The organism is Pseudoxanthomonas sp. PXM04 (genome assembly GCF_014851695.1).
Taxonomy (GTDB): Bacteria; Pseudomonadota; Gammaproteobacteria; order Xanthomonadales; family Xanthomonadaceae; genus Pseudoxanthomonas_A; species Pseudoxanthomonas_A beigongshangi.
The window spans coordinates 285,699-298,174 of the sequence record NZ_JACVAG010000007.1 but is presented as its reverse complement, the minus strand read 5'-3'; the positions used below and the strand labels follow the sequence as shown (position 1 = coordinate 298,174).

At 63.8% G+C, this 12,476-nt stretch carries 15 protein-coding genes; 9 read left to right on the top strand and 6 right to left on the bottom strand.

Annotation, left to right across the window (positions count from 1 at the left end; genetic code table 11):
* The first annotated feature begins 93 nt into the window (after positions 1–93).
* The 4 genes from IB228_RS17855 (at position 94) to IB228_RS17840 (ending at position 1,783) form a co-directional block, all read left to right on the top strand.
* Positions 94–390 carry an autorepressor SdpR family transcription factor gene (locus tag IB228_RS17855; protein ID WP_183637996.1) on the top strand — a complete coding sequence of 99 codons (297 nt, stop codon included), beginning with the start codon at positions 94–96 and terminating at the stop codon, positions 388–390.
* Positions 387–761 (top strand): ammonium transporter, encoded by a 375-nt coding sequence (locus IB228_RS17850; RefSeq protein ID WP_183637998.1) that lies wholly within the window; start codon positions 387–389, stop codon positions 759–761. The genes IB228_RS17855 and IB228_RS17850 overlap by 4 nt, the downstream gene beginning before the upstream one ends.
* Before the next feature lie 46 nt (positions 762–807).
* Positions 808–1,173 (top strand): cupin domain-containing protein, encoded by a 366-nt coding sequence (locus IB228_RS17845; RefSeq protein WP_192199394.1) that lies wholly within the window; start codon positions 808–810, stop codon positions 1,171–1,173.
* A gap of 115 nt (positions 1,174–1,288) precedes the next feature.
* Positions 1,289–1,783: an SRPBCC family protein gene (locus tag IB228_RS17840; RefSeq protein WP_225562520.1), complete on the top strand. Its 495-nt coding sequence runs from the start codon at positions 1,289–1,291 to the stop codon at positions 1,781–1,783.
* Between the two features lie 39 nt (positions 1,784–1,822).
* Here IB228_RS17840 and IB228_RS17835 read toward each other — a convergent pair whose 3' ends face one another.
* The 3 genes from IB228_RS17835 to IB228_RS17825 are packed head-to-tail and all read right to left on the bottom strand — an operon-like array spanning position 1,823 to position 5,018.
* Positions 1,823–2,389 (bottom strand): gluconate 2-dehydrogenase subunit 3 family protein, encoded by a 567-nt coding sequence (locus tag IB228_RS17835; RefSeq protein WP_183638008.1) that lies wholly within the window; start codon positions 2,387–2,389, stop codon positions 1,823–1,825.
* Positions 2,386–4,068 (bottom strand): GMC family oxidoreductase, encoded by a 1,683-nt coding sequence (locus IB228_RS17830; RefSeq protein ID WP_192199393.1) that lies wholly within the window; start codon positions 4,066–4,068, stop codon positions 2,386–2,388. Before IB228_RS17830 ends, IB228_RS17835 begins: the two co-directional genes overlap by 4 nt.
* A gap of 2 nt (positions 4,069–4,070) precedes the next feature.
* Positions 4,071–5,018, bottom strand: a complete 948-nt coding sequence (locus IB228_RS17825; protein ID WP_192199392.1) for a DUF1080 domain-containing protein — start codon at positions 5,016–5,018, stop codon at positions 4,071–4,073.
* A gap of 407 nt (positions 5,019–5,425) precedes the next feature.
* On the opposite strand from IB228_RS17825, the gene IB228_RS17820 reads away from it, so the two are divergent.
* Complete coding sequence (locus IB228_RS17820) at positions 5,426–5,752, top strand: YciI family protein (RefSeq protein WP_141456158.1); 327 nt, start codon at positions 5,426–5,428, stop codon at positions 5,750–5,752.
* A 423-nt stretch (positions 5,753–6,175) separates the two neighbouring features.
* Here IB228_RS17820 and IB228_RS17815 read toward each other — a convergent pair whose 3' ends face one another.
* On the bottom strand, positions 6,176–6,991 hold the full coding sequence (locus IB228_RS17815; RefSeq protein ID WP_192199391.1) for a trypsin-like serine protease: 816 nt from the start codon (positions 6,989–6,991) through the stop codon (positions 6,176–6,178).
* A 280-nt stretch (positions 6,992–7,271) separates the two neighbouring features.
* Between IB228_RS17815 and IB228_RS17810 the strand changes: the two genes are divergently transcribed.
* Genes IB228_RS17810 through IB228_RS17800 form a run of 3 tightly spaced genes read left to right on the top strand, consistent with a single transcriptional unit; the run spans position 7,272 to position 10,009 of the window.
* The gene (locus tag IB228_RS17810) at positions 7,272–8,423 is read left to right on the top strand and encodes an SPFH domain-containing protein (RefSeq protein ID WP_192199390.1); all 1,152 of its coding nucleotides are present in this window, start codon (positions 7,272–7,274) and stop codon (positions 8,421–8,423) included.
* A 21-nt stretch (positions 8,424–8,444) separates the two neighbouring features.
* On the top strand, positions 8,445–9,761 hold the full coding sequence (locus IB228_RS17805) for a TFIIB-type zinc ribbon-containing protein (RefSeq protein WP_192199389.1): 1,317 nt from the start codon (positions 8,445–8,447) through the stop codon (positions 9,759–9,761).
* Entirely contained in the window at positions 9,758–10,009 is a 252-nt protein-coding gene (locus IB228_RS17800) for a hypothetical protein (protein ID WP_192199388.1), read from the top strand. Before IB228_RS17805 ends, IB228_RS17800 begins: the two co-directional genes overlap by 4 nt.
* Before the next feature lie 105 nt (positions 10,010–10,114).
* On the opposite strand, the gene IB228_RS17795 is transcribed toward IB228_RS17800, so the two are convergent.
* Both IB228_RS17795 and IB228_RS17790 read right to left on the bottom strand, forming a co-directional pair.
* Positions 10,115–10,948, bottom strand: coding sequence for an alpha/beta hydrolase (locus IB228_RS17795; protein ID WP_192199387.1), 834 nt, complete (start codon positions 10,946–10,948; stop codon positions 10,115–10,117).
* 358 nt (positions 10,949–11,306) lie between these two features.
* Positions 11,307–11,672, bottom strand: a complete 366-nt coding sequence (locus IB228_RS17790) for a hypothetical protein (protein ID WP_183638035.1) — start codon at positions 11,670–11,672, stop codon at positions 11,307–11,309.
* 12 nt (positions 11,673–11,684) lie between these two features.
* Between IB228_RS17790 and IB228_RS17785 the strand changes: the two genes are divergently transcribed.
* Positions 11,685–12,179: a hypothetical protein gene (locus IB228_RS17785; protein ID WP_192199386.1), complete on the top strand. Its 495-nt coding sequence runs from the start codon at positions 11,685–11,687 to the stop codon at positions 12,177–12,179.
* Positions 12,180–12,476: the final 297 nt, after the last annotated feature.

The following is a 12,476-nucleotide window of genomic DNA, read 5'->3' as shown; positions in this document are numbered from 1 at the left end:
GAGGCGGCGCCGGCCGAGCGCCATCCCGAACCAGTCGTCGGCTTCCCGGTCTTTCCACTTGACACAATTAGATATTTAGCTAATTGTCGCAACATGAGCCAAGTATTCAGAGCCCTTTCCGATCCCACCCGCCGCCGGGTCCTGCAACTCCTCCGGCAGGGGCCGCTGAGCGCGGGCGAGCTCAGCGACCAGTTCGATGTCTCCAAGCCCACCATGTCGGCGCATTTCGCCGTGTTGAAGGAAGCCGATCTGGTCCACGCGGAAAAGGCCGGCAAATCCGTGATCTACCACCTGAAGCTCTCGGTGCTCGAGGAAGCGCTGCTGGGCTTCGTCCATTCGTTCGGCGTCGGCGCCGGGTCGCCGAAGTCCAAGAAGGAGACGGCACGATGAACAAAGAACTGATTTCGGATCTCGCGTGGGGCGTCGGCATCGTGCTGCTCGCACTCGGCGCCACCTACGCGCGCAAGCTCGGCTACATCGATGGCGAAACCGTCACCCGTCTGGTCATGGGCGCCATCGGCCTGATGGTCGCCTGGTTCGGCAATCGCATGCCCAAACGCTTCGTTCCGGAGGCCTGGGCGCGCCGGGTCACGCGGGTCGGCGGTTGGTCCCTCGCCCTGAGCGGCCTCGTCTACGCCGGACTCTGGGCATTCGCCCCGATCCAGGTCGCGGCGGCGGGCGGTTCGCTGGCCGTGTTGCTGGGAATAGCCGTGACCATCGGCTATTGCCTGTCGCTGCGTGGCAAGACGAAAGCGTCCTAGCCGATACGGCAGAATCGGGGTCCAACCGTCAGGGAGTCAGGTGCATATGTCGGATACCGCAATCAACCTGCGGGACAAGCTGGCCCGGTTCTCGGACCACTGGTCGCCCCGCGTCGTCGCCGAGATGAACGACTACCAGTTCAAGCTCGCCAAGGTGCAGGGCGAATTCATCTGGCACGCCCACGCGGACACGGACGAAGTGTTCATCGTCCTGGACGGTGAAATGACGCTCGAGTTCCGGGACAAGGCGGTCCCCCTCGCCGCCGGCGAAATGTATGTCGTTCCCAAGGGCGTCGAACATCGTCCGGTCGCCCCACAGGAGTGCTGCATCATGCTGGTGGAGCCGCGTGGTGTGGTCAACACGGGGGATGCTGGGGGCACGTATACCGCGCGGAATGATGTGTGGGTTTAGTGCACGCGCGTTATTCGGGCAAGCGCACTTTATTTCGTGGAGGCGACCCTGCGTCGTCGAAACCTTTGCTTCACGCGACCACGGGTAGCGTGCTCTCCAACATTCAGGAGGCCTCATGGACAAGTCACCATCAGGCGGAAAGGCCATAGCGAGAACCGGCATGCTCATCCGCAAACCCGTAGCAGAAGTATTCGCCGCCTTCATCGATCCCCGCATCACCACCCGATTCTGGTTCACCAAGAGCAGCGGTCCGCTCGAAGCGGGCACGCCGGTGACCTGGGAATGGGAAATGTACGAAGCATCGACCCACGTCGTACCGAAGGTTATTGAGCCCGAACAACGCATCGTCATCGAGTGGGACGGTTACACCGGACGTACGAACGTGGAATGGGAGTTCGTGCCCATGGGGCCGGACGCCACGTTCGTCGGCATCACGGAATCCGGCTGGACCGGGACCAGCGATGAACTGCTGGAACATGCGACCAACGCCACGCAGGGCTTCACCTGGACGCTGGCGGGCCTCAAGGCATGGCTGGAACACGGCGTGGAACTGAACCTGATTGCGGGTCGTTTCCCCAACGGACCCGAGGATCCCTATCCCACCCGCTAGCCTGCGGATGGTCGCTCCGCTATCCGCAAAAAACCTTCATCACGCCCACGCCGGCTGCCCCGGCTCCAGCGGCACGCAACCGTCGTAGCGTCCGGGCACCGGGATATAGCGCAGGGCCTGGGTGAGGCCGACTTCGGAATTGAAATAGGTCTGCAGCGCAAGCGCGCGCACGCTGTTGAACCAGTGTTTGTCCCCGGCCTTCTGTGCCGCCGCATCCAGTTCCGTGAGCAGGCGTTCGCGTTCCGCAACGGGCAGCGAGGCGAAACTGCCGCCGCGCTCGCGGCAGGCGGCGCGGAGTTCCTGCAAGCCCGTGGCGACACGCTGCTGCGTTTCGGGGCTCTCGCAGTCGGCCAGCATCAGCACCATCATCGCGCCGACGCCGGCGGCCCTGGCACCGGGAGATGCAGGCGTCGTCGGCAGCAACGTATCCGCGATGTCCTCCAGCAAGGTCCGGTCGTCCTGCGCCGGGGACGGCGTCGCGGGAGCGGCCTCGGTGTCGCCGGGCATGCCGGCACCCAGCAACAAGCCGGTCGCAGCCAGCGCACTGCCGGCCAGCGCGGTCTTCAACGCCTCGCGGCGGGTGATCTTTTGCTTGGCATCGCTCACAGGTTCTGCCTCCCCAATTCCTCGACGGCGCGGTTCACCGCGCGCGCGGTCAACGCCATGTAGAGCAGCGACGGCGACTGGTTGCCGGTGGAGGTCATGCAGGCGCCGTCGGTGATGAAGACATTCGGGCATGCATGCAGCTGGTTCCACGCATTGAGCATCGAGGTGGCCGGATCGCGTCCCATCCGGCAACCGCCCATCTCGTGGATGTCGCGTCCGGGATACCACTGGGTATCCGCGGTTTCGATTTCACGGCAACCGGCGACTTCCATCATCTCCTTCGCCTGCTCACGCCAGTCGCGGACCATCTTTTCGTCGTTGTCGTCGTACTCCACCGACGTGACCAGTTGCGGGATGCCCCAGGCATCCTTGAGCGTATCGTGCAGGCGGACGTGGTTGCTTTCCTTGGGAACGGTCTCGCCCTGCATATACATGTAGACCTTCCACTGTCCCGGTCGCGCCTGCGCATCCTTGTAGACACCGCCCATGCGCGCGGACGAAGGCGCGCCACGCTCGCGGAAGGCGCCGGTGAAGGTGGTGTAACCGCCGACGAAATCCATCTCGTGCCGCTTGAGATTGCGGAAGTTGGGGATGATGCATTCCGAAGGACGGCGCCCGTAGTAGTAGCCGTCCTCGAACCCGTCGATCAGACCGCCGCCGTTGGCACGATAGCTCTGGAAGGCCACGTACTTGCCGAGCAGGCCATTGTCGTTGCCCAGTCCGTGCGGAAAGCGCGCGGAGATCGAGTTCAGCAGGATCAGCACGGAGTTCAGCGCGGATGCATTCACGAACACGATGCGCGCGCGGTATTCGGTGATCTCCCCGGTATGCGCATCGACCACCCGCACGCCCGCCGCGCGACCCTTGCGCTCGTCGTGGATGATCGAGTGCACCACCGCATCGGGCCGGATGGTCAGGTTGCCGGTCTTGGCCGCCCACGGCAGCGTGGACGAGTTGGAACTGAAGTAGGCGCCATAGGGGCAGCCGCGCCAGCACATGTTGCGCGACATGCAGGGACCGCGCCCCTGATCCAGATGGATCTGCTCGGGCTTGGTCAGATGCGCCCAGCGGCCCTGCACCACGTAGCGGTCGCCGTAGTGTTTGCGGATGCGTTCGCTGTAGGCCTTCTCGACGCAGTTGAAATCGAACGGCGGCTGGAACTCGCCATCAGGCATCGAATCCAGGCCGTCCAGGTTGCCGGACACGCCGATGAATTTCTCCACGTGCGAATACCACGGTGCGATGTCGTCATAGCCGATCGGCCAGCCGATGCCGTAGCCGTCACGTTCCGGCGCTTCGAAGTCATAGCGGCTCCAGCGCTGGCAGGCGCGTCCCCACATGATCGATTTCCCGCCGACCTGATAACCGCGAATCCAGTCGAACGGCTTTTCCTGCACGTAGGGATGATCGGCGTCTTTGGTGAAGAAGTGCAGCACATCCTCGGCGGCGATCCGGGAAGCCACCGGGTTCTCTTCCCGGTACTTGCGCGTCAGCGCCCCGCCATGTGGCAGCTCCCACGGCGACAACCACGCGGTCGGATAGTCCTTGATGTGCTCGACGTTGCGGCCGCGTTCCAGCACCAGCGTCTTCAAGCCCTTCTCGCACAGTTCCTTGGCGGCCCAGCCGCCGGAGATCCCGGAACCGATGACAATGGCGTCGTAGGTATTGTCGTCGGCCATGCTCACAACGCCGGGGTCAGGGTGATGTTGCGGAACTCGACGGGGCCATGGTCGCCTTGGAGCATCAGCGGACCCGGCGCGCCTTCGTCGCTGTCCAGCGCGCCGCCGGTGATGCCGGGAATCTCGCGATCGCAGATCACGGTCTTGCCGTTGACCGCGACGGTGACCTTGCGCCCGACCAGGGAGATGTCCAGCGACTGCCATTCGCCGGGCTTCGCGGAAGCATCCTCGCTGGGCGCCAGGAAGCCATAGATGGCGCCGAGGCTGTCGCTGGCCGGCTCGCCGAAGGTGTCGGCGATCTGCACCTCATGGCGTCCGCGCAGGTACACGCCGCTGTTGCTGCCCTTGGGAAAACGCAATTCCACGTGCAGCTTGAAATCGGTGAAGCGCTGTTCGCTGACCAGGTTGGCGCCGGCCTTGGCATTGCGCAGCACACCGTCTTGCACGGACCATTGCGACGACTGGCCGATCGCACGCCAGCCTTCCAGCCCCTTGCCGCCGAGCAGGCGGATCGGCTGTCCCCAGCGCGGCGGTTCCGCGCGCTGCAACGACGGCGCGCGCACCGCGCTCCAGTCGTGGCGTTTGCCATCCGGCAATTGCATCGCTCCGGAGAGCTTGCCATCCCGCAGATGTCCCTGGAACGACAGGTCGTCGTTGCCTCCCTCCCATTGCGGCGGAATGGCGAAGCGCATTTCGCCATTGTCCGTTTCCACCCGCGCGATCGGTCGCGCGCTGCCGGCCGCGCCGACGAACTGTCCGACCAGCGCACTGGCGCCGGAGCGGCGGATTTCCAGCCAGGAAGGCACGTCGCCGGTGGGCGTATGCACGGTGATATCCCAGCGTCCAGTCAGCGCGTCGGCGGGATTTTCCGCAGCCGTCGCGGAAACGGCGGACAGGCTCGCGAGCAGACCAAGCGCGAGCAGTGCTGGCGGGGTTCGGCGTGCGGCCATGGCGTTCCCGTTTGCTGGCAGAGGCGACCGACTTTAAATGACAGCGCTGGACAACGCTACGTGCCAGGCCGGACATTTCCACGAATCCAGTACTGGAGAAGGTATCGGATTGGCATCGGATTTCCATTCGCAACGCGCCGTCGGAAGCGGTCTTTCATTTTGTGCGGTGCGAGAAAATCCGTATCCGGCAGGAGGCGCGCCCTGTTCAGATAAAGGAAGCTTCGTCCGTCAGGGTCCTGCCGGGACCTCGGCGCTTTGATGCGACGTCGATTCGGGCATCATGCAATCTCCCTCTCGCCAGGCATACGGTCCGGAATGGGAGCGACCGGCTCTCTCCGGAAGGCGGAAGGCAGCGGAGCAAGCTCCGCTCTACGCGGCGTTGTTTCCCCAGACAAGACGAGGGCACCATGGCGATGTACCTGATTTCCTTTCCCAGCGCGGCGATGGTCGTGCCCGATGACGAAATGCAGGCGGTGGGCCGTGACGCCAATGCCGTGATCGACGAGGCCAAGGCCGCCGGCGTCTACCTCTTTGCCGGCGGCATCGAGGAACGCGTGTCCCCCGTGCTCGTTTCCGCCAACGGCACCTTCGCCGAAGGTGGCTACTCCTGGGCGCCCCCGCTTACCGGCGGCTTCACCGTGCTGGAACTGCCTTCGCGCGAGGAAGCCATCGCATGGGCCGCACGTATCGCGAAGGCTTGTCGCTGCGATCAGGAGTTGCGGGTCATTGTTTGAACCGCGATCTTGAAGCCACCAGAGAAAGTGCGTACCAACCGATACGCCCCAGGGTAGATTCGATGTCTGATTCTGATCAGGATCTGGAAAAGCGACTAATGGCAGCCGCAGTCTTTGAGTTGCGGGTGCTTCTTGCGTCTTATATTGGCGGTGACCAACCGCCCTCCATCCGTGCCCCGGCCGAGTTTGCGTATGCCCTCCACAACCAGGCCCTTGCGATTCTGGAAGGGAAACCTGTCGATGTCCCGGCAGCCCTCAGGTCGTTGGAACGTTTGACCCCCCTCCTAGGTGAGAGGTATCTGAGTCATTTCCATCGCGTTGTGTTCGCAGATTCGGACACACCATAAGCACACACGGAATGATGTTCCGACCAGCGAACTTTGCTCGTTCGCCCATCCATCTGGGTGAACCCTCAGGCTACGCCTACGGTTGCCCCGACATCACGCCTTCAATCCACTCGCGGTAATGGCTCACGCGGACATTGCAGCTGATCTGCCCGTAGCGTCCCGGCCGTGCCGTCATGACGTGGCCGTGGACGAATTTCCAGGACGCCAGTCCGGCCAACGCCCGTTGGCCCTCGTTCTGGATCAGCACCGGGCCGCCGCTGTCCCCGTTGCCCAGTATGCCCTCCAGGGGCAGGGCCGCAGGCGGTTCGTCGAATTCGTAGCAGAACCAGCGGTCATGCGCGCTGCTGACTTTGTTGAACGCGCGGCGAAGCTCCGTCCGATGGGGACTTTCCGGAGCGTAACCGCTCGCGCCCGTGCCCGTCGCGCCCTTCCCCACGATCTCTACAATCTGGCCGAACTCCTTGCCGTCCTTGTAGAGCGCGACGGGAGCGACGTCCTCGACAGGCTGTTTCAACCTGACAAGGGCGACATCGTCGGAGTTGGCAAGAAACACCACGATCAGCATGGCCTCTCCGGTGGCCGTGGCCTGTTCGATCAGCTCGTGCGGCAGCGTCTTGTAGCCAGGATGGGTGACGACGCGTTCAACGCTTCTGGATACGCCGTTGACAACGACCTGCTCAAGTTTTGAATCCGCGGGAATCGTGTGCGCCGCCGTGATAACCCACTGCGGAGCAATCAATACCCCGTGCCCTTCGCCCGGCATGTCGACGAGCGCGGGAAGCTCGGAGGCCGGAATCCGGTACTTCGCATCATCGACGTCATGCCGGATGACGATGGCGGTCGCCGCCGATGACATCATGAGGAGCGCTGCGAGCAACAAGGTTCGGGTCATGTGCGGGGCCGGAGCGGGAGTGCGTTTCTGGTGAAGCGGCAAGATACTTGAATCCGTTCCCGCACGCCTGCCCGGCATCTACCCACGACGCACGACGGGGCTTCGCGCAGCCCCCGGGGAGAACCCGAGTCCCGTGCACAGGACTTTCGGTCCTTGCATGACAAGCGGCGGATCGGTGGCTTCGACCTGCCGCCCCGCAACCTTTCCCGACCCACCGCACTGGTATAGTGCGGCGAGCATAGGGGCACGGTGCCCGTCCACGAACAGAAGGGAGTTGGTCATGGGTCTTGTACAGGCGGTGGCAGGCGCGGTTGGCGGTGTTCTGGCCGACCAGTGGAAGGATTTCTACACCGTGCCGGAAGGATTGCCGGCAACGGCGGCACTGTTCGCGGCGGTTCCGCGCGGGACCAATGCCGGACGGGGTTCGAACACCCGCGGCTCCTCCAACATCATCACCAACGGGTCGAAGATCGTCGTGCCCGAGGGCTACGGACTGCTGCTGTTCCAGGACGGCGCGGTGACCGGCTTCGTCGCCGAACCGGGTGGCTATGAATGGCGCTCGGACGACGTGAACTCGCAGTCGATCTTCGCCGGCGACGGCCTGGTGAGCCCGCTGATCAAGCAAAGCTGGGAGCGCTTCAAGTTCGGCGGCCAGCCGGGTTCCCAGCAGGCCGCGTTCTTCGTTTCGCTGAAGGAACTGCCCGACAACCGCTTCGGCACCCAGTCGGAAATCTACTGGGACGACAGCTTCCTCAATACCCAGGTCGGCGCGGTGACGCGCGGTTCCTACACGCTGAAGATCACCGACCCCATCCTGTTCGTGAAGAATTTCGTGCCGGCGCGCTACCTGCAGCCGGGCGAAGTATTCGATTTCACCGACATGGACAACGCCGCCGCCAGCCAGTTGTTCAATGAAGTGGTGGGTTCGCTGGCGCCGGCCTTCAGCCTGTACACGAACGATCCGGCCAAGGGCAATCGCATCACCAAGCTGCAGCAGGACTCGCTGGGCTTCGCCAAAAGCCTGTCGGACGCGGTCGAGCAGGGCTACCAGTGGAGCTCGCAACGCGGGCTGGCGATCGTCAAGACCGCCATCGTTTCGATCGAGTACGACGCCAACACCCGCGAACTGCTCAAGACCGTGCAGCGCGCCGACGCGCTGTCCGGCGGACGCGGCAACTCCAACCTGCAGGCCAGCGTGGCGCAGGGCATCCAGTCGGCCGGCGAGAACGGCGGCGCCGCCGGGCTGGTCGGACTGGGCATGGCGACCGGCATGGTCGGCGGTGTCGGCAGCCTGCAGCAGCCGGTGGCCCCGGCCGCGCCAGCGGCCGAAGACCCGGTGGCCCGGTTGAAGAAGGCCAAGGAGATGCTGGACCTCGGCCTCATCACCCAGGCCGACTACGACGCGCTCAAGGCCAAGGCATTGGGTCTGTAAGCGAGCAGGCGTTCCGCATCCATGTCCGATCCCAAGACCCCGCCGCCGTTGCCGGCGGCGCCCGTGACCGGCCCCGGCTCGCCGCGGGACGTGCCGCCCCTGCCCGGCCAGTTCCCGGTCGTTCCGGCCACCCTGCCCGGCGCCATCCGCGATGAGCTGGAGGCGCCTGATCCGGTGGCGCTGGACACGGCATCGGCCGAACTCCGGGACGGCCTGAACCGCTGCCCGAAATGCGGCGCCACCGATGTCCGCCTCAGGCTCGGCACCGACGTGCTGGTCTGCCAGTACTGCCGTCATGAATGGCACGGCGCGCGCGTGGAAGAGGAATTCGGGCTGGGCGAAGGCCTCGACCAACTGCGCGGCACCGTCATCGCCTCGGGCGCGCGGGACATCGAGGCCGACGCGTCCAGCCTGATGAGCTTCAAATGCACCGGCTGCGGCGCCGAGGTCACCGTCAATACCGAAACCACGATGACGGCGCGCTGCCACTGGTGCCGTCACGTGTTCGGCGTCAACGAACAGGTCGCCAACGGCGCGGTGCCCGATGCCGTGCTGCCGTTCCACATCGGCAAGGAGGATGCGGTCGCGCGCATCCGCCAGTTCGTGGACAAACGCCGCCTGTTCGCGCTGAAGGCGTTCAAGGAACAGTTCACGCCCGAGAATGTCGTCGGCGTCTACCTGCCCTACATGATCGTTGACGGCAACGCGAGCGCCGCCGTCACCGGCAAGGGTGAAATCAAGACCCGCGAATACACGCGCGGCAGCGGCGACAAGAAGAAGACCTACTACGACGCCGACGTGTACCAGGTCAGCCGCGCGGTGGATTTCACCGTGGACGACCTGCCGCTGGAATCCTCGTCCGATCGCGGCAACCTGGACACCCGCGTCAATACCAACAACATCATCAATACCATCCTGCCGTTCGACACCAAGAACGCGCTGAAGTGGAACGCCTCGTACCTGCTGGGTTTCACCTCGGAGAAGCGCAACCTGGACGTCGAACGGATGCGACCGAGGCTGGAAGACCAGCTGCTGTCGATCGCGCGCGCGCAGGTCGAAAGCTCCGTGCGCCGCTACGACCGCGGCGTGCGCTGGGAGCGCGAGCAGCTCGAAGTCCACGGCACCCGCTGGGTGTCGATGTACCTGCCGGTGTGGCTGTACTCCTATCACCAGCCCGGCCGCAACGGCGGCATGCTGCACTACATCGCGGTGAACGGCCGTACCGGCGAAACCATGGGCAGCGTGCCCGTGCAGCAATGGAAACTGCTGCTGGCCGCGCTGGCCACCGGCACTTTCATCGAATCCCTGGTCCTTTGGTTCCTGGTGGTGGCGTCATGAGCGACGACGGCGGACTCTGGTTGCTGGCGGCCGGCCCGGTCGGCGCGACGGCACTCTATTGGGCCCTGTACCGGTACTACCGCAACACCGACAAGTCACACGCCTTCGAGCGCGAGACCACGATCGAAGCCAAGCCGGTGACCGGCTCGGATTCGAAGGTCGATACCGTGACCGGTACGCAGGAGACCCGTATCCGTGGCGACAATGTGCATGACTATCGGGCGCGGGTGCAGCGGGATGATGGGTGACGGCGGCGCATATCAGTCGCCGCTGTTCCTGATCCGAACACTTCCCTTGCAATCGACACACGCCCCGCCTTCAATGCGGGGCGTGTGCTTTTGTACCAACGAGGATCAACCTTCCTGCAGGAACGCCAGAAGATCCGCGTTGATCTGATCGGCATGCGTGGTGGGAAGGCCATGCGGCCCGCCCTTGTAGGTGTTGAGCCGGCCGTTCTTCACCAGCTTCGCCGACAGCACGCCCGAGTCATCGTAGGGCACGACCTGATCGTCGTCGCCGTGAATCACCAGCACCGGGATGGAAATGCCTTTCAAATCCTCGGTGAAGTCGGTCTGCGAGAACGCGACGATGCCGTCATAGTGGGCCTTGGCGCCGCCCATCATGCCCTGCCGCCACCAGTTCCAGATCACCGCTTCCGACGGCTTGGCGCCGGGGCGGTTGTAACCATAGAAGGGACCGGCGGGAACGTCGTAGTAGAACTGCGCACGATTCGCCGCGACCTGCGCCTGGAAGTTGTCGAACACCTCCTTTGGCGTCCCGCCCGGATTGCTCTCGGTCTTGACCATCAGCGGCGGCACGGCGCTGATGAGCACGGCCTTGGACACCTTGTCCTGGCCGTGCCGCGCGATGTAGCGCACCACCTGGCCCCCGCCGGTCGAGTGCCCGACATGCATCGCCCCGCGGGTGCCGAGCTTCTCGACCACCGCCGCCACGTCGTCGGCGTAGTGATCCATGTCGTGGCCGTCCCAGACCTGGCTGGATCGGCCATGCCCGCGCCGGTCATGCGCGACCACCCGGAAACCCTTGTTCAGGAAGAACATCATTTGCGCGTCCCAGTCGTCGGAACTGAGCGGCCAGCCGTGATGGAAATGGATGACCTGCGCATCGCGCGGGCCCCAGTCCTTGTAGAAGATCTCGACGCCGTCTTTCGTCGTTACGTATCCCATGGGTCTTCTCCTGAGCAGTGGTTGGGAGGGGAGTCGCCAGTTGCGAAACGAATGTCCCGGACGCGGTTTGCATGCGCATGACACGCCGGGACGGAGCCGGCCCGGCATCCAGCTTCGGGCCACTCCGGATCATGCCTTCCGGAGCGTTGCGCCACTGTATGTTCAAGGCAGGCCTCCGGACGGACGGCATGATGAGCGACGACTGCCGAAGCTGACAGCCTTCCCTCCTACCCTATCCGCTTCCACGAGAGCGCCGGACTGCTCCAGGCGGTCGCATGCATGATCAACCGTTGTCGTGATTACCCTGCCGGTTCGGCCACAATGCCGGACATCATCGACAGCGCGGCTCCGGACAAGTTCAGCCACGCTCCCGGATGGCGTTCAACGAATTACGAGCGAGGAATACGACAAAGAAACCCACAAAACACAGTTCGATGAGCGCGGCGACCGTAAGCAAATAGGAAACCGGGCTGGTGGCATACGAGAACCGTTGCTTGAAGCACCTGCGGCAGACTTCGCTCACATCACCCGCGGCAATCGCATGGAGCACCACCAGCAGCATCCCGACGCCGATGACCACCCCAACCAACATGAGCAGCCATGAAACCCGGGGGCTGGTCGTCAGAAAACGGAGGTTGCCTGGGCCAATCTCCCTGGCCTTCCTGACCGTCTCACGGACAGCGAGGAAGAAGATCACGTTCCAGCAGACGGCAACTACCGGCATAGGAACTCCTTAGTGGATCTGTCAATTGCGCTCATGCCCGTCTATATAGTCAAAACGATACATCCTGCCATTGAAGTCAATGGCTTCGACATGATCACCGCGCAGGGTGACCGCTCCCGTAAAGGCATCTTCGCCGGATTTCGACCAGACGATCTGCCCGGATTCTGTAAAACGGGAGATATCAAGCTCTCCATGGGAAACAAGCGCATCTGCTTCGTCACCGTAATGAACGCCAAAACAGGTGACCTCGTCTATCCGCAACGTCCAGAGATACTCAAACGGTTTCACTCCAAAGCAAACGACGTGCGATCCTACCGCCAAGTAGCAACGGTCCTCCGCCCGGATGAAGGAGTGGTCATGGACGCCGGTGGCGCCGCCGCTGGCGGCGAAGACAGCCGTTGGCACGCCATCCACGAGGACTCGATGAATGGAGCTCGGGGAATATTCACCGGAGAGATCCAGTTCGAAGGCGTACCGCCGGGAATTGTCTTGGGAGCCAAGGTGTAGGCCAGCTCATTCACGATTTCGATGCTTTCCATCGCCATAGCGTCAGGTCTTCGCCTGATGCGTTATGCCCTGAATACCATACGCTGTAAATGCAGATGCATTGCGAAAGCCGCCTTGGACCAGTGGTGCAGCCTGTCCCGGGTGCGGAGCGGCAGGAATCGGTCCCTGCGGGCCGCCATCGCCGGAAAGACCGGCAGGGCGGACCGATGACCGCATGGACGGCCGTGTAGACCTCGGGGCTACCGTCCGTCTTGCTCCCTGGTCCGCTTCAGGTTCGCGCACGTCTTATGGCGTACG